At 71.6% G+C, this 19,749-nt stretch carries 22 protein-coding genes; 17 read left to right on the top strand and 5 right to left on the bottom strand.

Going from position 1 to position 19,749, the window contains the following annotated elements:
• Positions 1–23 precede the first annotated feature (23 nt).
• The 4 genes from AB0C66_RS30110 to AB0C66_RS30125 all read left to right on the top strand — a co-directional run bounded on the left by AB0C66_RS30110 (position 24) and on the right by AB0C66_RS30125 (position 3,826).
• Complete coding sequence (locus tag AB0C66_RS30110; RefSeq protein ID WP_362445540.1) at positions 24–701, top strand: uracil-DNA glycosylase; 678 nt, start codon at positions 24–26, stop codon at positions 699–701.
• A 63-nt stretch (positions 702–764) separates the two neighbouring features.
• Entirely contained in the window at positions 765–1,586 is an 822-nt protein-coding gene (locus AB0C66_RS30115; RefSeq protein ID WP_362445542.1) for a phospholipid scramblase-related protein, read from the top strand.
• A gap of 4 nt (positions 1,587–1,590) precedes the next feature.
• Positions 1,591–2,604, top strand: a complete 1,014-nt coding sequence (locus AB0C66_RS30120) for a BadF/BadG/BcrA/BcrD ATPase family protein (RefSeq protein ID WP_362445545.1) — start codon at positions 1,591–1,593, stop codon at positions 2,602–2,604.
• A 226-nt stretch (positions 2,605–2,830) separates the two neighbouring features.
• On the top strand, positions 2,831–3,826 hold the full coding sequence (locus AB0C66_RS30125) for a hypothetical protein (RefSeq protein ID WP_362445548.1): 996 nt from the start codon (positions 2,831–2,833) through the stop codon (positions 3,824–3,826).
• A gap of 78 nt (positions 3,827–3,904) precedes the next feature.
• Here AB0C66_RS30125 and AB0C66_RS30130 read toward each other — a convergent pair whose 3' ends face one another.
• Together AB0C66_RS30130 and AB0C66_RS30135 are read right to left on the bottom strand one after the other, a co-directional pair.
• Positions 3,905–4,975: a lactonase family protein gene (locus AB0C66_RS30130; RefSeq protein WP_362445551.1), complete on the bottom strand. Its 1,071-nt coding sequence runs from the start codon at positions 4,973–4,975 to the stop codon at positions 3,905–3,907.
• Between the two features lie 120 nt (positions 4,976–5,095).
• Entirely contained in the window at positions 5,096–6,601 is a 1,506-nt protein-coding gene (locus AB0C66_RS30135) for an FUSC family protein (protein ID WP_362445827.1), read from the bottom strand.
• Positions 6,602–6,972: 371 nt separating this feature from the next.
• On the opposite strand from AB0C66_RS30135, the gene AB0C66_RS30140 reads away from it, so the two are divergent.
• From AB0C66_RS30140 to AB0C66_RS30150, 3 genes are all read left to right on the top strand, one after another.
• Positions 6,973–7,530 carry a hypothetical protein gene (locus AB0C66_RS30140; RefSeq protein WP_362445554.1) on the top strand — a complete coding sequence of 186 codons (558 nt, stop codon included), beginning with the start codon at positions 6,973–6,975 and terminating at the stop codon, positions 7,528–7,530.
• Complete coding sequence (locus AB0C66_RS30145) at positions 7,527–8,681, top strand: hypothetical protein (protein ID WP_362445557.1); 1,155 nt, start codon at positions 7,527–7,529, stop codon at positions 8,679–8,681. The genes AB0C66_RS30140 and AB0C66_RS30145 overlap by 4 nt, the downstream gene beginning before the upstream one ends.
• A gap of 215 nt (positions 8,682–8,896) precedes the next feature.
• On the top strand, positions 8,897–9,196 hold the full coding sequence (locus tag AB0C66_RS30150) for a hypothetical protein (RefSeq protein WP_362445559.1): 300 nt from the start codon (positions 8,897–8,899) through the stop codon (positions 9,194–9,196).
• Positions 9,197–9,229: 33 nt separating this feature from the next.
• Here the strand turns inward: AB0C66_RS30150 and AB0C66_RS30155 are convergent, their stop codons facing one another.
• Positions 9,230–10,069: an undecaprenyl-diphosphate phosphatase gene (locus AB0C66_RS30155; protein ID WP_362445562.1), complete on the bottom strand. Its 840-nt coding sequence runs from the start codon at positions 10,067–10,069 to the stop codon at positions 9,230–9,232.
• Positions 10,070–10,158: 89 nt separating this feature from the next.
• On the opposite strand from AB0C66_RS30155, the gene AB0C66_RS30160 reads away from it, so the two are divergent.
• From AB0C66_RS30160 to thrS, 4 genes are all read left to right on the top strand, one after another.
• Positions 10,159–10,671 carry an Lrp/AsnC family transcriptional regulator gene (locus tag AB0C66_RS30160; protein ID WP_362445565.1) on the top strand — a complete coding sequence of 171 codons (513 nt, stop codon included), beginning with the start codon at positions 10,159–10,161 and terminating at the stop codon, positions 10,669–10,671.
• A 25-nt stretch (positions 10,672–10,696) separates the two neighbouring features.
• The gene (locus tag AB0C66_RS30165; RefSeq protein WP_362445567.1) at positions 10,697–11,419 is read left to right on the top strand and encodes an HAD family phosphatase; all 723 of its coding nucleotides are present in this window, start codon (positions 10,697–10,699) and stop codon (positions 11,417–11,419) included.
• A gap of 76 nt (positions 11,420–11,495) precedes the next feature.
• Positions 11,496–12,455 carry a serine hydrolase gene (locus AB0C66_RS30170; RefSeq protein WP_362445570.1) on the top strand — a complete coding sequence of 320 codons (960 nt, stop codon included), beginning with the start codon at positions 11,496–11,498 and terminating at the stop codon, positions 12,453–12,455.
• Positions 12,456–12,585: 130 nt separating this feature from the next.
• Positions 12,586–13,878: a threonine--tRNA ligase gene (gene thrS / locus AB0C66_RS30175; RefSeq protein ID WP_362445573.1), complete on the top strand. Its 1,293-nt coding sequence runs from the start codon at positions 12,586–12,588 to the stop codon at positions 13,876–13,878.
• Positions 13,879–13,893: 15 nt separating this feature from the next.
• Here the strand turns inward: thrS and AB0C66_RS30180 are convergent, their stop codons facing one another.
• Positions 13,894–14,661 carry a LysR substrate-binding domain-containing protein gene (locus AB0C66_RS30180; RefSeq protein WP_362445576.1) on the bottom strand — a complete coding sequence of 256 codons (768 nt, stop codon included), beginning with the start codon at positions 14,659–14,661 and terminating at the stop codon, positions 13,894–13,896.
• Between the two features lie 58 nt (positions 14,662–14,719).
• Between AB0C66_RS30180 and AB0C66_RS30185 the strand changes: the two genes are divergently transcribed.
• The gene (locus AB0C66_RS30185) at positions 14,720–15,106 is read left to right on the top strand and encodes a DUF5997 family protein (RefSeq protein ID WP_362445579.1); all 387 of its coding nucleotides are present in this window, start codon (positions 14,720–14,722) and stop codon (positions 15,104–15,106) included.
• A 32-nt stretch (positions 15,107–15,138) separates the two neighbouring features.
• Here AB0C66_RS30185 and AB0C66_RS30190 read toward each other — a convergent pair whose 3' ends face one another.
• On the bottom strand, positions 15,139–15,555 hold the full coding sequence (locus tag AB0C66_RS30190; protein ID WP_362445582.1) for a YjbQ family protein: 417 nt from the start codon (positions 15,553–15,555) through the stop codon (positions 15,139–15,141).
• 100 nt (positions 15,556–15,655) lie between these two features.
• On the opposite strand from AB0C66_RS30190, the gene AB0C66_RS30195 reads away from it, so the two are divergent.
• The 5 genes from AB0C66_RS30195 (at position 15,656) to AB0C66_RS30215 (ending at position 19,724) form a co-directional block, all read left to right on the top strand.
• Positions 15,656–15,739 (top strand): putative leader peptide, encoded by an 84-nt coding sequence (locus tag AB0C66_RS30195; protein WP_362445830.1) that lies wholly within the window; start codon positions 15,656–15,658, stop codon positions 15,737–15,739.
• Between the two features lie 110 nt (positions 15,740–15,849).
• Positions 15,850–16,659 carry an ABC transporter permease gene (locus tag AB0C66_RS30200; RefSeq protein WP_362445585.1) on the top strand — a complete coding sequence of 270 codons (810 nt, stop codon included), beginning with the start codon at positions 15,850–15,852 and terminating at the stop codon, positions 16,657–16,659.
• The gene (locus AB0C66_RS30205) at positions 16,632–17,438 is read left to right on the top strand and encodes an ABC transporter ATP-binding protein (protein WP_362445588.1); all 807 of its coding nucleotides are present in this window, start codon (positions 16,632–16,634) and stop codon (positions 17,436–17,438) included. Before AB0C66_RS30200 ends, AB0C66_RS30205 begins: the two co-directional genes overlap by 28 nt.
• Before the next feature lie 46 nt (positions 17,439–17,484).
• Positions 17,485–18,519, top strand: a complete 1,035-nt coding sequence (locus AB0C66_RS30210; protein WP_362445591.1) for an ABC transporter substrate-binding protein — start codon at positions 17,485–17,487, stop codon at positions 18,517–18,519.
• Positions 18,519–19,724, top strand: coding sequence for an LLM class flavin-dependent oxidoreductase (locus AB0C66_RS30215; protein ID WP_362445594.1), 1,206 nt, complete (start codon positions 18,519–18,521; stop codon positions 19,722–19,724). Before AB0C66_RS30210 ends, AB0C66_RS30215 begins: the two co-directional genes overlap by 1 nt.
• Positions 19,725–19,749 lie beyond the last annotated feature (25 nt).

Raw genomic sequence — 19,749 nt, forward strand, 5'->3', positions numbered from 1 at the left:
GTGAGCCACTAGAGTGACGCGGTGTGGCAGCGCGACCCTTGAACGAAATTGTCGAACCGGGCTGGGCCAAGGCACTTGAGCCCGTCGAAGAGCGCATCGCGGCGATGGGCGACTTCCTGCGGGCGGAGATCGCGGCGGGACGCACCTACCTCCCCGCGGGGGCCAACGTCCTGCGCGCCTTCCAGCAGCCCTTCGACGAGGTGAAGGTGCTGATCGTCGGTCAGGACCCCTATCCGACCCCCGGTCACGCGGTGGGGCTGAGCTTCTCGGTGGCACCGGAGGTCCGGCCGCTGCCCGGCAGCCTGGAGAACATCTTCCGGGAGCTGCACACCGACCTCGGGCTGCCGCGTCCGTCCAACGGCGATCTGACGCCCTGGACCCAGCAGGGCGTCCTGCTGCTCAACAAGGCGCTCACCACCGCACCGCGCCGTCCCGCCGCCCACCGCGGCAAGGGCTGGGAAGAGGTCACCGAGCAGGCCATCCGGGCCCTCGCCACGCGCGGCCGTCCCCTGGTGTCCATCCTGTGGGGCCGGGACGCCCGCGCGGTGCGCCCGCTGCTGGGCAGCCTTCCGGCGGTCGAGTCCGCCCACCCCTCCCCCATGTCGGCCGACCGCGGCTTCTTCGGATCGCGGCCGTTCAGCCGGGCCAACGACCTCCTGGCGCAGCAGGGAGCGCAACCCGTGGACTGGCGCCTTCCCTGACGGGCTCCCCGACGCCTTCCCTGACTCCCTCGGCCCTGGGGCCCGAGAGGTAGTCTGCCCGCCATGACGACACACCCGAACACCCCTGCGGGCTGGTACGCCGACCCGCAGGGCACGCCGAACCAGCTGCGCTGGTGGGACGGCGCCCAGTGGACCGAGCACACCCACCCCGGCCAGCCGGGCCAGGTCCCGCCGCAGCAGGCCGCGCAGCCCCACCCCAACCCGGCCAAGGTGCAGCACCAGGTACAGCACCAGGCGCATGTCGCCCCGGCCCAGGGCGGCGGTGGCACGCTGTTCACCGAGCCGGTGCTCGTGGTGAACCAGAAGGCCAAGCTGATCGAGCTGACCAACGAGTACAGCGTCTTCGACCAGCACGGCCGCACCGTCGGCTCGGTCGTCCAGGTCGGCCAGAGCACGCTGAAGAAGGTCGCGCGCTTCGTCTCCAGCCTCGACCAGTTCATGACCCACAAGCTGGAGATCCGGGACGCCAACGGGCAGCCGCACCTGGTGCTCACCCGCCCCGCGAAGTTCATCAAGTCCAAGGTGCTGGTGGCGCGCCCGGACGGACAGCCGGTCGGCGAGATCGTCCAGCAGAACGCCATCGGCAAGATCAACTTCGGTATCCACGTCAACGGCCAGCAGATCGGCGCCATCAAGGCCGAGAACTGGCGGGCCTGGAACTTCGCCATCGTGGACCACACGGACACCGAGATCGCCAGGATCACCAAGACCTGGGAGGGCCTGGCGAAGACCATGTTCACCACGGCGGACAACTACGTCCTCCAGATCCACCGCCAGCTGCCCGACCCGCTGCTGAGCCTGGTGGTGGCCACCGCGCTGACCGTGGACACCGCGCTCAAGCAGGACGCCCGAGGGTTCGGCTGAGCCGGTGACCGGCAGCTGTGTACTGGGCATCGACTCCGGGGGATCCGGCGTACGCGTGGGTGTGGCGCGCACCGCCCAGGCGTCGGGCGGCGCCGCGGAGAAGCCGCTGACCTGGTCCTCGCCCACTCCCGCCGCCGTGGGCGACCGCGGGATCGACGCGGCCGGGCTGCTCTCCCGGGTGCTCCCCGCCGCCGGGGAGCTGCTGCGCGAGGCCGGGGTACGGCGGGTGGACGCCGTGTGCGTCGGCGCGGCGGGCATGGCCTCGCTCGGTGACGAGCTGCGCGCCACCCTGCCCGCCGCGCTCACCGACGCGTTCGGCGCGCGCCGACTGGCCCTGGCGGCCGACGCGGTGACCGCGTACGCCGGGGCGCTCGGCCAGCGGCCCGGTGCGGTGGTCGCCGCGGGCACCGGCATGATCGCGCTCGGTGCGCCGCCGGAGGGCCCGGGCCCGGACGGGCGGCCCGGCGGCTGGCGACGGGCCGACGGCTGGGGCCATCTGCTGGGTGACTGCGGCGGCGGGGCGTGGATCGGCCGCGCGGGCCTGGAGGCGGCGATGCGCGCGTACGACGGCCGCGAGGGCGGCTCGCGGGCGCTGCTGGACCGTGCGGAGGCACTGTTCGGACCCGCGGACCAACTGCCGGGCCAGCTGTATCCGCGCCCGGACCGGCCCGCCGTCCTGGCCTCCTTCGCCCCCGAGATCGGTCGGCTCGCCGGGCGGGACCCGGTGGCGGACGGCATCCTGCGGGACGCCGCGGGCCATATCGCCCGGGCGGCGGAGGCGGTCTGCCCCCGTACCGCCTCCCCCGAAGTGGCCCTCACCGGTGGCCTCTTCCGGATGGGCGACCCCCTGCTGACGCCCCTGCATGAGGAGTTGACGAGGCGGCTGCCGGAGGCCCGGGTGACGCGATCGGCCGGAGACCCCCTGGACGGCGCCCTGTGCCTGGCGGCGGCCCTGGCGACGGACGATCTCCGGCTGCCCCGCGACGCGGCCCTGCTGACCGTCCTCGATATCGGTTAGATCCCGCCGTTCGCTCGCGGGACCCCTCGGCGGGAGCCCGCAGCCCGCGATCCCTCCGCTCTCCGGGGACCCCTCTCCGCATTTCGGACAGCTGGGTGGTTCTCCGAACATCCCCGACCGCTCAGCGCACACCGATGAACAGCGCGCCTCGGCAAAAGGGGACAGAATACGCCCTGTCGCCCCCTCCCGAACAGCCGAGCACATGAAGCGACTAACATGCGGCGCCATGAGCTCCCCCACTGGGCCCGCGTCCGGCCTGCCTGTACGAATGCCGCGTCCCCGCCAGCCCGGACGGCACCGCCGACCGGAGCCCGCCGCCGCACCCCTCGGCGCGCCTCCGCTGGTGCTGGCCGTCCCGGGCACCCCGGACCCGGCCACCCGGAGCCTGGCCGAGGAGGTCGTGAGCATCGCCCGCTCCGAGCTGCCCGGCCTCGACGCCCACATCGGTTATGTGGACGGCGACAGCGAGGAGTTCCCGCAGCTCGAGAGCGTGCTGACGCTGGCCGCGCAGGACCGCGCCGAGCGCGTCCGCCAGGCGACCGAGGCCGCCAAGGCCGCCGCTGCCGCCACCGCGGAGGCCTTCGCCGCCGCCGAGGCCGCGGGCGAGGAGATCCCGCCGCTGCCGCCCGAGTCCAGCATCCCCACCGACGGCCCCGCCGCCGTCGTGGTCCCGCTGCTCGCGGGCCCGGACAGCGCGCTGCTGCGCCGGATACGCCAGGCCGTCATGAGCAGCGGCTCCGCCGCCGAACTCACCGATGTCCTCGGCCCGCATCCGCTGCTCGCCGAGGCCCTGCACGTCCGGCTGTCGGAAGCGGGTCTGGCCCGCGCCGACCGCGCCCGGCTGTTCACGGTCGCGACCGCGGCGGACGGCATCATCCTGGCCACGGTCGGCGGTGAGGACGCGGCGCAGGCCGGCGGTATCACCGGCATGCTGCTCTCCGCGCGCCTCGCCGTACCGGTGATGGCCGCGGCGCTGGACGAGGACGGCGCGGTCCTGCGCGTCGCCGAGCAGCTGCGCTCGGCCGGTTCCGCCCGGCTCGCGCTCGCGCCGTATCTCATCGGCCCGGAGGTCGCCGCCGGGCTGACCGCCGCCGCGGCCGAGGAGGCGGGCTGCGCCGCGGCCGAGGCGCTCGGCGCCTACCCGGCCGTGGGCAAACTGGTGCTGGCGAAATACGCGGCGTCGCTGGGCCTGACGCTGCCGGGCGGCACGGCGATGCGCTGACGCGCCACGAACACCGCGGTGGGGCGGCGGCCGGTTTCGTTCCGGACCGCCGCCCCACCGCGTATCCGGCTACGCGCGTCAGCCGAACACCACACAGGAGGCCGCGGGCACCGCGAGGGATCCGGCCTGCCTCGGTACCCCCGTCGCGGGGTCGAGGCTGAACCAGGTGACGTCGCCCGAGCGTTCGTTGGCCGCGTACAGATGACGCCCCTCCGGACCGAGTGCCAGGTCCCGGGGCCAGCTGCCGCCGCAGGAGGTGGTGGCGACCGGCTCCGGACGGTCGCCGGTGGCGTCGAGCGCGAAGGTGGTGACGGTGTCGGTGCCACGGGCCGCGGCCCAGGCGAACCGGCCGTCCCCGGAGACCACCACCTCGGACGGGAAGCACTCCCCCGCGGAACCACGGGGCTCGGAACGACCGGACCCGGAACCACCGGGCAGCACCGGTGTCTCGCCGAGCGGTTCGAGCCTGCCGTCCGCCGCGTCCCAGCGGCATGTCGTGAGCGTCGGCTCCAGCTCGTTGATCACATACGCGCGCTCACCGCGCGGATGGAAGGTGAGATGGCGCGGACCGCTGCCGGGCCGCAGGGAGACCGCGCCATGCGGCCGGAGTCCGGGCAGACCGTAGATCCGTACGGCGTCGGTGCCCAGGTCGACGGTGAGCAGCCAGCGGCCCGACGGGTCGGGCCGCACGTGGTGCGCATGGGGCCCGCGCTGCCGTTCGGGATGCGGTCCGCTGCCCTCGTCCTGGAACACGGCCGTCGGTTCGCCCAGCGCCCCGCCGTCGAGCAGCGGGAGCGCGGTGACGCTGCCGGACACATAGTTGGCGGTGAGCAGATGGCCTCCGGCGAGCGCGAGATGGGTGGGCCCGGCACCGCGTACGGACACCGGGGCGGCCAGCGGCACGGGCGGTGTGCCGGGGTCGGTGACCATGAGGGCCGCGGCCGCCCCGTCGTCGGTCTCGCGCACCGTGTAGAGGATGTCCCCGCCGGGCGCGAGGGCCAGGTACGAGGGGTTGGCGACCACATCGGTGGTGTGCCGGGGGCACAGCGCACCCGACTCCGGATCGCGCGATGCCACGGTGATCCCGGCGCCGCCCTCCGAGGTGAACGATCCGATGTACGCCCGCAGTCCCGTGTCCGTCCCGGCCATCCCGCCGCCCTTCCGCCGAATCCGCTGCCGGGCCGACGGTAACAGCAAGGTCTAGACCAAGCGATGCCCTGGGCGTCGTGTCCGGACACCGGCTCGGGGCCCACCGGCGGGAGGGTGCGATCAGGCCCGGACCGGCACCGGCGGGTGGCCACGCAGCGGGGCCGCCAGTGTGGCCAGCGAGCGCTCCAGTTCGTGCAGCTGGGCCAGAGCCCGGTCCACATGCGGATGCGGAGCGGGGGGCGCGGTGACGGCGGTGGGCTCGGTGGCCGCCGCACCACCTGCGCCGGGGGTCATCAGCCGCCCCACCGTGGTCTCCACCCGGCGGCAGGCGGTGATCAGCCGTGCGTCGTGACGGGCGTCCGGGTCGGCGGCCAGCTCGGCGAGGCCGCGGACCTGCCGTGCGCAGTCGTCGAGCCCGACCATGATCTGCCGGGCGCGGGCCCGGCGGGTGCGCAGCGGGCTGAGCGGGTGCAGCAGCGGGGCGACCGACATCCGCAGCCGCCCGAGCGCCGACTCCAGCTCGGCCACATACGGTGCGGGGTCGGCCGCCGCGTCCCCCGCGAGCCGCCGCGCGGACGCGGCGGCGCACTGCCGTACGCACTCCAGGGCGCTGCGCACCCAGGCGTCGCTGGCGGCGTGAGTGGTGACCGGGAGGACAACGGCGACGGCGAGCGCCGCCCCGAGCGCGCCCACGGCGGTCTGCTCGAGACGCAGCGTGAGCAGCCCGGGGTGGAGCACTCCGAGCAGCCCGTACAGCAGCCCGGCCATGAGGGTCACGAACAGCATCATCCAGCTGTAGGACGGCGCGGCGGTGTAGAAGATCCCGAAGACGCAGACGGCGACGAGGGCGGCGGTGGGCGCGGGCGCCCCGTGCAGCGGTACGGCCACCACCAGCCCGGCCGCGATCCCACAGCCGGTGCCCAGCACCCGACGGAAGCCGCGGACCAGCGTCTCGCCGCGCGACGCGGTGTTGACGAAGATCCACCACGCCGTGCCGACGGCCCAGTACCAGCGCTCGCCGGAGACGGCCTGACCGACGGCGAGAGCGAAGCCGCAGGCCACGACCGCCTGGAACGCCTGCCGGGTGGCGGGCCTGGCCAGACCGCGCCCTCCCGGCGGCGCGGGCACCACGGACGGCTGGTCACGCCGCTCCAGCGGCCATACGCCGAACCGCACGAGGGCCGCCGCCAGCACCCCGGTCAGCACCGCCGCGGTCAGTCGCGGCAGCTCCGCGGGCACCGCGTGCAGGAACTGCGCCGCGAAGAACATCATGAACGCGAAGATCCCCAGGGCGTTGCCCCGCGCCCCCCAGCGCCGGGCCGCCACCCCGCAGAAGACAACGGCGAGGAAGGCCGCGTCCCGCACCGCCGCCAGCCCGTGCAGCGCGGCGGCCAGGGCCAGCACCGGCAGACCGACGGCCGGGAGCACCGCGGTGGTGACGGCCTGCCGTCGCACCGTGGGATCGACCACGGTGAACAGCGCGAGCAGCGCGGCGAGCCCGGCGGCGATCACGGCGGGCAGCGGAAGCCCGGCCACCGCGGTGGCCGCGACGGCGAGTCCGACACCGAGGACGGCCCGCGTCGAGACACGAAGCCGCAGCCGCCCCGGATCCGGCGCCATGAACATCCTCTTCAGCACTGCGTCCCGTTCCCCTTGCCCATGCGCGCGCCATGGCGCGACATCACCGCATGAAACCGCATGAAACCGCATGAAAAAGGCGCCACGGGGGTCCGCAGCGCCATCGACGGACCCATCACAGCACCCGGAGGGCTTCTGGCTCAACCGAGCCCGGGTCCACTGGGCCAATGGCCCAGTCACGGCGGGGTCGCGGCGGCCGGGGGCGAGCCATTGGACTACGTCCGCACTACGTCATTCGTCCAGCCAGTGACAGACATGAGGCATCAGCAGGCATACGCCTACTTCATGGCTATAAGCAGGGGTTTGCCAGGGGAGTTCGGTTAGCATTCGAAGGTCATTGCCATGAGGAACCGGGGGAAATGATGAGCAAAGACGATCTTCCTGAGCCGAAGGACGACCAGCTTCCGTTACTTCCGGGCAAGCCCCTCTCCGATGGGCTGGTAGCCCCACCCCCACTGATGTCGCCGCTGGGCGACCCGAATATCTACGATCCCAGCTCCCCGGCCCCGCGGCGGCCGCTGGCCCCGGGCGTCCAGGGACCCGTACCGCAGAACCTCGCGATCGCGCCCGGTGTGCTGCGCGGCGCGGCGGGCAAGGCCGACGAGGTCTACGACACCCTCCACAAGCAGGCGGCGTCCTTGGAAGAGCCGACCTCCACAGCGGCCAGGGCCATCGACGGGCTGGCGGCGGAGAGCGCGCTGAAACGCTCCCATAAGCACTGGGAGGAGCAGGCGGGCACGGTCACCGCATGGCTGGCCCATATCTCGGAGAGCCTGCGGCTCGCGGCCAACACCCATGTGAAACAGGACCAGGGCACCGGGGACACCTTCGGCAAGCACAAGAAGAGCCCGTTCCTGAAGGACCAGTCCACGCCGCCCCTGGATCCGTCCACCTCGTCGATCTGGAGGTACCGGTGACCGCCAGCTCCTATGAGGACTACTACGCGTCCTTCCGGAAGGCCGACTTCGGGGCGCTGAACACCCTCGCCGACAAGTGGAAGGCCGTTCACGAGAAGATCAAGGATCTCGACGACAAGATACGCGACGAGGTGCTCAAACCCCTGAGGGACAAGGGGTATTGGGAGGGCATGGCCGCCCCTTACGCCTGGGCCCAGATCGATGACATCCAGCGCCAGACCACGGCGGCCGCCAAGGTCGTGGACGGGGTGCGGCGTTCGATCGAGGACGGGGCGGGTGAGCTGAAGGCCGTCCAGAAGCGGCTGAGCGAGGCCGTGAAGGGGTTCGGCGAGGAGGGGATGTATGTCGGCGCCAAGGGCAACGTGATCGTGGGAAGCGCATGCGATAGGCAGGAGAATCTCTCCGAGAAGGACGCCAAGAAGAGGAATGCCGCCCAGCGGAAGCTCAACATGATCCTCCGGGACGCCTTCGAGGCGGACCAGAACCTGGCCATCACCCTCATGGCCAACGTCGGTCTGGACATCTGGTTCAACAGCGGGAAGGTCCGCACGGACATCAACCACACCGGCGGCATCGGCACGGACCGCCTCGACCAGCTGGGCCGGGAACTCCAGGGGCTGGACCCCGATCCGCGGAAGAACCACCTCACACCCCGCACCCTGCTGGCCAACTGGGTGGCCGGGACGGGCGACGAGGCGTACCAGTTCTCGCAGCACGATCCGTTCGTCGAACAGCTCCGCAAGAGCGAGAGCATGGACAGCATCCGGAGCCAGACCGTGGACGGGTGGAAGGAAGGCAATGCCACGGGCAGGGTGAAATACCAACTCTCGGGCAAGTCGCTCCTGGGCCAAGTGGGCACCTACGCCAAGGACATGGCGGGGCTGTCCGGGCTCGACAATCTGTGGGGCGGGGACACCAATGAGGCGCAGTCCCTCCTCGGTTCCTACGACGTCGACTACACGGTCAAGGGCACCGACCCGGACGGCAAGCTCATCGTCCAGTACAAGTTGACCAACGACACCGACATGGAGTCCTTTCTGCCCGGCTATCCGGACTGGCAGGAGAAGTTGAATCATAAGAAGGGTCCGGCCAGCGACATCGGAGAAACCATGGTCTGGACCGAACGCATCGACCCGGCCGACCACCACTGACACCTTCCATCGAGATGACAAAGACGAAGCAAGCAGGCACCGTCCGAAGGCTCTGGCGCATCCGGCCACTCAGGTTCATGTTCATCGGAGCGGTGTGTCTCACCTTTCCCCTGGGGTGTATCGCGGTTCTCAACGCGGTGTCGGGGGAATGCATGAGCGCCAATTCGAGCGTGTCCTCAGCCGACCTGCGCGGGACCTTTCGGGGACCCGACGGAATGCGCATCACACTCGGCAAGAAGGCACGGGTGAAGAACTGGCCCTACGATCTGTCCGAAGGGAACTCCGAGCGTCACTTCGACGGCGTCGGGGACTGGTCCTATGGCGTGGGCACGGTCGTCCCGAGCAAGGACACGTTCGCGTACATCGACCTGAGCTTCGACGATGAGGACAGCACCACCGAGGGCGAGGCACCCTTGGAGGAGCAGACGCTCGACATCGGCGGTACGCCTGAGGACCCTGTGCTCTTCGTACAGGACGACCCGGACTCCTGCCCCGACGCGGAGTTCCGGCGCTGACCCGCCCCGGACGGCCATCCACCGGGCGGCGGCTCAGGCGTCGAGCACGCCGCCGCCCAGCAGGCCGAACAACAGCAGCCCCACGGCGATCCGGTAGACCACGAACGCGTTGAAGGAGTGCCGGGCCACATACCGCAGCAGCCAGGCGATGGACGCGTAGGCGACCGCGAAGGACACGGCGGTGCCGACCACGAGCGGGGCCACCGCCACCCCGGTGCCCACCGCGTCCTTCAGCTCGTAGAGGCCCGCCCCGGTCAGGGCCGGGATGCCCAGGAAGAACGACAGCCGGGTGGCCGCCACCCGGTCGAGGTCCAGCAGCAGCGCGGTGGACATGGTGGCGCCGGAGCGGGAGAAGCCGGGGAAGAGCAGCGCCAGGATCTGTGAGCTGCCGACGAGCATGGCGTCCCGGAACCCGGCGTCGTCCTCACCGCGCTTGTGGCGACCCCGGCGGTCCGCGGCCCACATCACGCCGCTGCCCGCGATCAGGGATCCGGCCACCACCCACAGCGAGGCGAGCGGCCCCTCGATCAGCGGTTTCGCCGTAAGTCCGACGGCCACGATGGGGAGGGTGGCGAAGATGACCCACCAGCCGAACCGGTAGTCGTGGCGGTAGCGCTCCTCCGGGTGGAACAGACCGCGGGCCCAGACCCGGGAGATGCGCGCGATGTCTTTGGAGAAGTAGACCAGGGCCGCCGCGATGGCCCCGACCTGGATCACCGCGGTGAAGGCGACGACGGACCGCTGGTCCACCGGGATGCCCATCAGTCCTTCGGTGATCTTCAGATGTCCGGTGGAGGAGACCGGGAGGAACTCGGTCACCCCTTCCACCAGGCCGAGAACCGTCGCCTGTCCGATGCTGATCGCGCCGCTCACAGCCGTGAGTATCGTGGAATGACGGGGCCGCACCGCAGACCGACACCAGCGTCCCCGGGTACAGCACAGCACGAAGGGGCCGGCGGCCGATGGCGACAGCGGTGGACGCGCTCGACGCGAGGATCCTGCGGCTGCTGTTGGAGCAGCCGCGCACCAGCGTCCGGGAGTACGCGCGGACGCTGGGTGTCGCCCGGGGCACGGTGCAGGCGCGGCTGGACCGACTGGAGCGGGAGGGGGTCATCACGGCCTTCGGTCCTTCGCTGTCGCCCGCCGCACTCGGCCATCCCGTCCTGGCGTTCGTCCATATCGAGGTCACCCAGGGCCATCTGGACGAGGTCGGCGACGCGGTGGCCGCGCTGCCCGAGATCATCGAGGCGTTCTCCATCACCGGCGGGGGGGATCTGATCACCCGGGTGGTGGCGCGGGACAACGCGCATCTGGAGGACGTCGTCCAGCGGTTGATCCGGATGCCCGGTGTGGTCCGTACGCGCACGGAGATCGCGCTGCGCGAGCGGGTGCGCCACCGGATGCTGCCGCTGGTGGAGGCGGTGGGCCGGGCGGCTCCGGCGGCCCGCGCCCAGGAGCCCCGGGGCCGGAGCTGAGCACCGTCTTGGCATGCTGGTGGCCATGAGCACCAGCCCGACACCGCCCCCGGCCCCACCGCGCGCCCCCGCCGTGATCTTCGATCTGGACGGCACCCTCGTGGACAGCGAGCCGCATTACTACGAGGCCGGGCGGCGCACCCTGGAGAGGTACGGCGTCACCGGGTTCAGCTGGGAGGAGCACTCCCGGTTCATCGGCATAGGCACCCGCGAGACGCTGGAGACCCTGCGCGACCGCTACGCCCTCGACGCGTCCGTGGACGAGCTGCTCGCCGTCAAGAACCGGCACTATCTGGAGCTGGCCAGGACCGCCACCGAGGTCTTCCCCGGGATGCGCGCCTTCGTCGAGCGGCTGCGCTCGGCCGGGCACCGGCTCGCCGTCGCCTCCGGATCCTCCCGTGCCGCGATCGAGGCCGCGCTCACCGCCACCGGGCTGAGCGCGCTGCTGCCCGTGTACGTATCCGCGGAGGAGGTCGGCCGCGGCAAGCCCGAACCGGATGTGTTCCTGGCCGCCGCGCGGCTGCTGGACACCGCTCCGGCCGACTGCGTGGTGGTCGAGGACGCGGCCCCGGGTGTGGAGGCGGCACGGCGGGCCGGGATGCGCTGCATCGCCGTCCCGTACGCCGCGGACGCCGGGCGGGGCGGTCCGGACCCTTCGGCGTTCGCCTCCGCGGGGCTCGTCTTCCCGGGCGGCCAGGGGGAGTTCGATCCCGAGCGGGCGTACGCGTGGACCACCGGCGGCGGCTGACACCCCGACATTTCGCCACCTTGTCCCCATGAGAGGATACGCGCGCCCGAACAGTCACTGAGGAGTTGGAGGGCGTATGGGACGACATGGGGGTAAGGCGGTGCGCCGCTGGGGAGCGGCGGTCATCGCCTCCACGGCGGCGCTGTCGGTCGCCGTACCGACAGCCAGCGCACAGGCCACCGCGCAGCCCACCGTGCGGACGACGGCGGCCGGGCCGTCGGGGATCCAGGCCAAGAGCGCGTATCTGCTCGACAGCGGCCCCAACAAGAAGCTGTGGGCCAAGGGTGCCGACACCAAGCGGCAGATGGCCAGCATCACCAAGATGATGACCGCCGTGGTGGTGCTGGACACCCGCGGGGTGAACCTCGACAAGAAGGTCACCGTGCGCCAGGCGTACCTGGACTACATCGAGCGCAGCGGCGGCAGCAAGGCCGATCTCCAGAAGGGCGACAAGCTCACGGTCCGGCAGCTCCTCTACGGGATGCTGCTGCCGTCCGGGTGTGACGCCGCGATGGCCCTGGCCGATACCTTCGGCACCGGGAGCACCACCGCCAAGCGCACCGCGTCGTTCATCTCCAAGATGAACAAGAAGGCCGACGCGCTCGGGATGTCCAGGACCCACTACGACTCCTTCGACGGGATCTCGGACCACAACGCCAACTACACCACCGCCCGGGACCTGACGAAGCTGGCGCGCCACGCGCTGGGCAACGCCACCTTCCGCGCGGTGGTGAAGACGACGGACACCGAGCAGCAGGCCCCGGCGGCCAACGGCCGGACCCGCACCTACTACTGGTCGAGCAGCAACAAGCTGCTGGGCTCGTACGACGGCGCGATCGGCGTCAAGACCGGCACCGGCAGCGCGGCGGGCAAGTGCATCGTCTTCGCGGCGAAGCGCGGCGGCCGCACCGTCATCGGGGTGGTGCTGAACGACGCCAAGCGGTACCCGGACGCCAAGAAGATGCTCGACTGGGCGTACCACACCCGCACCAAGGTGACCTGGCGTACGTTGCCCGCGGGCACCCCGCAGGACTGAGCGGTACTGCTACCATCGCCACCATGCAGCGTGCCGCGATCGCCGTGACGACGACGCCGGACAGAGTCCCGGCGCGCTGATCGATGTTCTGATCCGAAGCCCCGGGGCGAGTGCCCCGGGGCTTCGCGCTGTGGTCACTCGCTCCGCCGTACGCGAGGAGACCACCATGAACGACCACGTGGCTGCCCACGACCACCGCCGACTCGGCCGCGACCTGGACCTGTTCGACACCGATCCGCTGATCGGCGCGGGGCTGCCGTACTGGCTGCCCGACGGCGCGACCGTACGCCACTGTCTGGAGGAGTACATCCGCGCCGTCGAACGGCGGGCGGGCTACCGCCATGTGTACTCCCCCGTGCTCGGCAAACGGGAGCTGTACGAGATCTCGGGACACTGGGCGCACTACAGCGACGATATGTATCCCCCGATGGACGTCGGCGGTGAACAGGTGGTCCTGCGGCCGAGCCTGTGTCCGCACCATGCGCTGATCTACCGCTCCCGCGCCCACAGCTACCGTGAACTCCCGCTGCGGATGGCGGAGTTGGGCGGGATGCACCGGTCCGAACTCTCCGGGGTGCTCGGCGGTCTGACCCGGGTCCGCGCCATCCAGCTCAATGACGCGCATGTGTTCTGCACCCCGGACCAGGTGGCCGACGAGGCCCTGGCCGCCCTGGAGCTGATCCAGGAGGCGTACGCGGCGCTCGGCATCAGCCCGGCCCGCTACCGGCTCTCGCTCCCCGGCCCCGGCGGGAAGTACGTGGCCGCCCCCGAGCTGTGGCAGCGCTCGATCGCGCTGCTGACCGAGGTGCTGGAGCGCTCCGGTCTGCCCTACGAGGCGGCCGAGGGCGAGGCCGCGTTCTACGGGCCCAAGATCGACGTGCAGATCGCCGACGGCGCCGGGCGGGAGTTCACCCTGTCCACCGTGCAGATCGACTTCCATCAGCCCGAGCGGTTCGATCTGCGCTACATCGGCGCGGACGGGTCGAAGCACCGGCCCGTGATGGTGCACCGCAGCATCATCGGCAGTGTCGAGCGTGCGGTGGCCCACCTCATCGAGCACTACGGGGGCGCGTTTCCCGGCTGGCTGGCCCCGACCCAGCTGGCGGTCCTCCCGGTGCACGAGGACCAGCTGCCGTACGCCGAGGAGTTCGCCCGGCGGTGCGTCGCCCTCGGACTGCGCGCCGAGGTGGCGGGGCCGGACCGGGGCAGCCTGGGCGCCCGGATCCGGGCGGCCCGCCTCGTCCCGTACCAGGCCGTCATCGGTGCCAAGGAAGCCGCCGACGGGCACATCAGCCTGCGGCTGCGGGACGGCCGCCGCCTCGCCGCCCGCCCGGCCGACGAGATCCTGACCAGGATCGGCGCCCTCGTCGGCTCCCACAGCCCGGCCCTGTGGGAGGACGGTGCTGCCGATCAGCCCGGGTAGCCGGGGGCGGCATGGCTACGACCGGCGGCGGGGTTTGCCGCGCTTACCGCCCTTGGAGCCGCCGGAACCACCGCGTGGGCTCTTACCCGTCGCCGCCCTGCCCGCCGTGTGCTTCCGCGGTGCGCCGCCGCCGGCCGGACGCTTGGCCTTCGGCTGCGCCGCCGGGGCCGGAGTGCGACCCCGTGAGCTGTTGACGGTCCGCCCGCGGACGATCCCGATGAAGTCCTCCACCAGGTCGGTGGTCGCGTCCTCCGGCCACGACAGCGCGACGCGCGACTCGGGGCCGTCCGTGACCGGCCGGTACGTCAGGTCCTTGCGGTGGTGCAGACGGGCGAGGGACTGCGGTACGACGAGCACTCCCACCCCGGCCGCCACCAGGGCGATGGCATCCGCCGTCGTGGCGGGGCGCTCGATCGCGGGCCGCCCCGGCAGCTGCTCCCAGCCGAGCACATCGTCGAGGGGATGCAGCACGATGTCATCGGCCAGGTCCTCGACGGTCACCTCGTCGACCGCGGCGATGAGGTGGTCCTTCGGGACCACGACCACCGTGGTCTCGGTGTAGAGGGGGATCGCGCTGAAGAACGTCCGGTCGACCGGCAGCCGCACAAAACCCGCGTCGGCGCCGCCGTCCCGCAGCACATCGGACGCTTCGGCGGCGGACGCCGGGACGAGGGTCAGTGGCACATCGGGCAGCCGCTCGTTCCAGATCCGCACCCACTTGGTGGGCGTCACCCCCGGGACATACGCGAGCCGGAACGAAGGCGATACATCCGAGCTGGTCACTCCGCCAGGCTACCGGTCGTGGTCGGAGGCCGCATACACGCTCGATACCCTTGACACCATGAAGACGCACCGGACGACCCAGACGATGAAGCCCGCGACCGCGGCGAAGAAGCTGGGCGTGTACCTCCAGGCCACCCCCGCCGAGTTCCAGGAGGGTGTCGTCTCGCGCACCGAGCTGAACGCGTTGCAGGCCGATCCGCCGGAGTGGCTGCGGGAGCTGCGCCGTGACGGACCGCACCCCCGCCCGGTGGTCGCGGCGAAGCTGGGCACCTCCATCGCGGGTCTCGTGCGCGGCGGAATCACCGAGCCCCTCACCACCGAGCAGATCGAGGCCCTGAAGCGGGAGTCCCCCGAGTGGCTGGAGAAGGAGCGCGCCACCCAGGCCGAGGTGCGGAAGGAAGCGGCGCGGATCAAGGAGAAGAACGCGGAGCGGCAGGACAGCTGATCCCTCAGCCGAGATAGCTCAGCCGAGATAGCTCAGCCGAGGAAGCTCAGCCGGACCTGGCGGTAGGGGTTGTCCTTGTTGGTGTCGACCAGGCACACCGACTGCCAGGTGCCGAGGGCGAGTTCCCCGCCGATGACCGGAAGCGTCGCATGCGGCGCGACGATGGCGGGCAGCACATGGTCCCGGCCATGGCCCGGGCTGCCGTGGCGGTGGCGCCAGCGGTCGTCCGCGGGCAGCAGATCACGGAGTGTGGCGAGCAGATCGGTGTCGCTGCCCGCGCCGGTCTCCAGAATCGCCACCCCGGCGGTGGCGTGCGGCACGAAGACATTCAGCAGCCCGTCACCGCCGTCCGCCACCTCCCGCAGATAGGCCGCGCAGTCGGCGGTGAAGTCGGCGACGGTCTCGCGGGAGCCGGTGGTGATCTCGAGGAGGTGCGTACGGAAGGTCATACCCCCATCCTCGTACGGCCCCGTTTAAAACTCCTGCAACAAAGGTCCGAGTGGCAAGACGCCATTGACCAGTTATGGACACCTCGCTAGCTTCGAGGGCATGTCTTCGTCAGCCTGGCTCACCACGCGCGGTCACATCGACCTGCTGCGGGTGGCGTCCGCCGCGTGTCCCAGCGGCCGCTGACCTCTTTTCCCCCTTCTCCCCGCTCTTCCCGCCTCGCCACCATCACCGCTGCCGCGCCGCGCTGACCGCGTCGTACGAGCACCGAGGCGTACACATTTCGTGGAGCTCCCATGTCCCCGGTTCTCGAACCGGTCGTGCCCCTGTCCGCGCGCCGCCGCGCCGTACCCCGCTGGCTGCGCCGCACGACCGGCCCCCTCGTCCTGCTGGTGCTCTGGCAGTTGTGCAGCGCGACCGGTGCGCCGTCCGCCGACACCCTCGCCTCCCCCGGCACCATCGCCCGCACCGCCTCCGGTATGACCGAGGACGGCACGCTGCCGCACGCCATGCTGGTGTCGGTGCAGCGGGTGCTGATCGGGCTGCTGATCGGCGGGGTCATCGGGATCGCGCTCGCGCTGCTCTCCGGGCTGTCCCGGCTCGGCGAGGACCTGGTCGACGCGAGCGTGCAGATGCTCCGCAGCATCCCCTGGGTCGGCATGATCCCGCTGTTCATCATCTGGATGGGCATCGGCGAGGCGCCGAAGATCGCGCTGATCGCGCTCGGCGTCACCTTCCATCTGTATCTGAACGTCTACGCCGGCATCCGCGGCGTGGACGCCCAGTTGATCGAGGCGGGGACGTCGCTGGGGCTCGGCCGCTGGGGCCTGATCCGCCATGTGGTGCTGCCCGGCGCCCTGCCCGGGGCGATGACCGGGCTGCGCTACTCGCTCGCCACCGCCTGGCTGGCTCTGGTCTTCGGCGAGACGATCAACGCCGACGACGGGATCGGATTCCTGCTCAACCGCGCGCGCGAGTTCTTCCAGACCGATGTGATCGTGGTCTGCCTGATCGTCTACGCCGCCCTCGGCCTGCTCGCCGATTTCATCGTCCGCACTCTGGAGAGGCTGCTGCTGCAATGGCGACCGACCTTCACGGGAACGTGAACCCCCTCGCGAAGAACACAAAGAACACGAAGAACGCGAAGGACACGGCGGAAGCGACAGACGCCGCGGTACGGGTCGGCGGACTCACCCGCGCCTTCGACGGCCGACCCGTCATCGACGGGCTCGAACTCACCGTGCGTCCGGGCGAGTTCGTCGCGCTTCTCGGCCGCAGCGGCTGCGGCAAGTCCACGCTGCTGCGCGTGCTCGCCGGGCTCGACCGGGAGATCGGGGGCGAGGTGCTGGTGCCGCGGCGCAGAGCCGTCGCCTTCCAGGCGCCGCGACTGATGCCGTGGAAGAAGGTGTGGCGCAATGTGCTGCTCGGGCTCCCCGGCCGCCCCGGGCGGGCGGTCGCGGAGCGGGCGCTGGAGGAGGTCGGCCTCGGCCACCGGGCCGACGCCTGGCCCAAGACCCTTTCCGGTGGTGAGGCCCAGCGCGCCTCGCTGGCCCGCGCACTGGTGCGCGAGCCCGATCTGCTGCTGCTCGACGAGCCGTTCGGCGCGCTCGACGCACTCACCCGGATCACGGCGCGGCGGCTGGTCGCCGAGCTGTGGCAGCGGCGCGGCTGCGCGGTGCTGCTGGTGACGCACGACGTCGAGGAGGCGCTGCTGCTCGCCGACCGCGTCCTGGTGATGGACGGCGGCGTCATCGCGCACGAGACGCGGGTGCGCCGCGACCGGCCGCGCGACATCGCCGATCCGCACCTCGCGGAGCTGCGAACCGGACTCCTCGACCGACTGGGTGTGGCGGCGCCCGAGCCCGCGGTCCAGACGGCCGCCTGACGCCCACGTGTACCACCCGTAACGCTTACGAACGGACCCCTCTGATATGAGACGGCGTATCCCCCCGGCCCTGCTCGTCCCCCTCGCCCTGGTGCTGTCGGCATGCGTCAGCTCGCACTCGGCCGACAAGTCCGGCGCCGCCGGCAACACCGACGGCAAGGGCGATGTGACCCTGAACGTCGGCGACCAGAAGGGCAACGACGAGGCGATGCTGCGCGCCGCCGGTGAGCTCGAGCACCTCCCGTACCGGATCAAGTGGTCGACGTTCACCTCCGGCCCGCCGATTCTGGAGGCGGTGGGCGCCCAGGCGGTGGACATCGGAGGCGTGGGCAACACCCCGCCGGTCTTCGCCGCGGCCGCGAAGTCCAAGATCAAGGCGGTGGCGGCCAAGCACGGCACGTCCGACGGCGAGGCGATCCTGGTCAAGAAGAGCTCGTCGCTGAAGAAGACCAGTGATCTCAAGGGCAAGTCGGTGGCGGTCGCCCAGGGCAGCTCGGCCCACTACCAGTTGATCGCCTCGCTCGCGAAGGCCGGGCTCTCCGTCAAGGAGGTCAAGGTCAGCTTCCTTCAGCCGGCCGACGCGCTGGCGGCCTTCAGCCGCGGCAGGGTGGACGCCTGGGCGATCTGGGACCCGTACACCTCGCAGGGGCTGAGCCAGGCGGACGCGCGGGTCCTGACGACCGGCCGGGGCGTGGTCAACGGCCTCAACTTCCAGGTCGCCAACCCCGCCTCGCTCGACGACAAGAAGAAGACGAAGGCCATCAAGGACTACCTGGGGCGGCTGCGCCGGGCCCAGGCTTGGGTCCACACACACCCCGAGGTGTGGGCCAGGGTGTGGGCCAAGGAGACCGGGCTGCCGTACCGGGTGGCGCTGGCATCCGTGAAGCGGACCAACGGCACCCGGGTGACCGTCGCCATCGACAAGGCCGCCATCGCGTCCGAGCAGCAGATCGCGGACACCTTCGCGAAGCTGAAGCTCACCCCGCGCCGCTTCCGGTTCTCGGACTACGTGGACACCCGCTTCAACGGCGGCCTGCCGCCGTCCACCTCGGCTCCGCGCACCTACGGAAAGGACTCCTGATGTCCGTGCATCTGCACTGGTTCCTGCCGACGGGCGGCGACGGACGCACCCTCGTCGACCGGCACGCCTACACCGACGGCGGGGTCAAGCGCTCCCGCGTCACCCCGGTGAGCGGGGTACGGGCCCCCGACATCGACTACCTCACCCAGATCGCCAAGGCCGCCGAACATCTGGGCTTCGAGGCCGTGCTCACCCCGACCGGCACCTGGTGCGAGGACGCGTGGCTGACGACGGTCGCACTCGCCCAGCACACCGAGCGGCTGAAGTTCCTGGTCGCCTTCCGGCCGGGGATCATCTCGCCCGTGCTGGCCGCCCAGATGGCCGCCACCTACCAGCGGATCACCCGCGGCCGGCTACTGCTCAACGTGGTCACCGGTGGCGACTCCACCGAGCAGCGGCGGTTCGGCGACCACCTGGACCACGACCAGCGGTACGCGCGCACCGCGGAGTTCCTGTCGGTCGTACGGGGCGTGTGGGGCGGGCAGCCGTACGACTTCGACGGCGCGCACTACCAGGTCACGGGCGGGCTGACCGCGCTGCCGCCGGACCCGTTGCCGCAGATCTTCTTCGGCGGCTCCTCCCCCGCCGCCGGGCCGGTCGCCGCCCGGCACACGGACGTCTATCTGACCTGGGGCGAGCCGCCCGCCCAGGTCAAGGAGAAGATCGACTGGATCCGGGGGCTGGCCGAGGCCGAGGGCCGCGACGTCCGCTTCGGCATCCGGCTGCACACCATCTCCCGCGACTCCTCCCGCGAGGCGTGGGCGGTCGCCGACCGGCTGCTGGACGACCTCGACCCCGACACGATCGCCGCCGCGCAGCAGGCGCTGGGGCGCAGCGAGTCGGTGGGTCAGCAGCGGATGCTGGCGCTGCACGGCGGCTCGCGCGACCAGTTGCAGATCTCGCCCAATCTGTGGGCGGGGGTGGGCCTGGTGCGCGGTGGCGCCGGGACGGCGCTGGTCGGCAGCCACGCCGAGGTCGCCGACCGGATCGAGGAGTACCACGCGCTGGGCATCGAGCACTTCGTGCTGTCCGGCTATCCGCACCTGGAGGAGGCGTACTGGTTCGGCGAGGGCGTCACGCCCGAGCTGGCGGCGCGCGGCCTGGTGGCCGAGCCCCCGTCGCCGCTGGCCGGTGTCCCCGCCGCGAACGGCCGCCCGGCCTCCGCCCCGGGCGGCGCGCCCCTGCTGATCGCCGGGGGGCGGTAGGTCCTGTCCGGGCGATCGCCCGGAC

The organism is Streptomyces sp. NPDC048636 (assembly GCF_040650655.1).
Taxonomy (GTDB): Bacteria; Actinomycetota; Actinomycetes; order Streptomycetales; family Streptomycetaceae; genus Streptomyces.

Coding starts and splice junctions, on each gene's coding strand:
- AB0C66_RS30160 (WP_362445565.1), top strand. CDS start 10,159: ATGGCGACAGCGGTGGACGCGCTCGACGCGAGGATCCTGCGGCTGCTG.
- AB0C66_RS30190 (WP_362445582.1), bottom strand. CDS start 15,555: ATGACCTTCCGTACGCACCTCCTCGAGATCACCACCGGCTCCCGCGAG.
- AB0C66_RS30140 (WP_362445554.1), top strand. CDS start 6,973: ATGATGAGCAAAGACGATCTTCCTGAGCCGAAGGACGACCAGCTTCCG.
- AB0C66_RS30125 (WP_362445548.1), top strand. CDS start 2,831: ATGAGCTCCCCCACTGGGCCCGCGTCCGGCCTGCCTGTACGAATGCCG.
- AB0C66_RS30150 (WP_362445559.1), top strand. CDS start 8,897: ATGCGCATCACACTCGGCAAGAAGGCACGGGTGAAGAACTGGCCCTAC.
- AB0C66_RS30170 (WP_362445570.1), top strand. CDS start 11,496: ATGGGACGACATGGGGGTAAGGCGGTGCGCCGCTGGGGAGCGGCGGTC.
- AB0C66_RS30115 (WP_362445542.1), top strand. CDS start 765: ATGACGACACACCCGAACACCCCTGCGGGCTGGTACGCCGACCCGCAG.
- AB0C66_RS30130 (WP_362445551.1), bottom strand. CDS start 4,975: ATGGCCGGGACGGACACGGGACTGCGGGCGTACATCGGATCGTTCACC.
- AB0C66_RS30200 (WP_362445585.1), top strand. CDS start 15,850: ATGTCCCCGGTTCTCGAACCGGTCGTGCCCCTGTCCGCGCGCCGCCGC.
- AB0C66_RS30195 (WP_362445830.1), top strand. CDS start 15,656: ATGTCTTCGTCAGCCTGGCTCACCACGCGCGGTCACATCGACCTGCTG.
- AB0C66_RS30165 (WP_362445567.1), top strand. CDS start 10,697: ATGAGCACCAGCCCGACACCGCCCCCGGCCCCACCGCGCGCCCCCGCC.
- AB0C66_RS30205 (WP_362445588.1), top strand. CDS start 16,632: ATGGCGACCGACCTTCACGGGAACGTGAACCCCCTCGCGAAGAACACA.
- AB0C66_RS30215 (WP_362445594.1), top strand. CDS start 18,519: ATGTCCGTGCATCTGCACTGGTTCCTGCCGACGGGCGGCGACGGACGC.
- AB0C66_RS30210 (WP_362445591.1), top strand. CDS start 17,485: ATGAGACGGCGTATCCCCCCGGCCCTGCTCGTCCCCCTCGCCCTGGTG.
- AB0C66_RS30185 (WP_362445579.1), top strand. CDS start 14,720: ATGAAGACGCACCGGACGACCCAGACGATGAAGCCCGCGACCGCGGCG.
- AB0C66_RS30135 (WP_362445827.1), bottom strand. CDS start 6,601: ATGTTCATGGCGCCGGATCCGGGGCGGCTGCGGCTTCGTGTCTCGACG.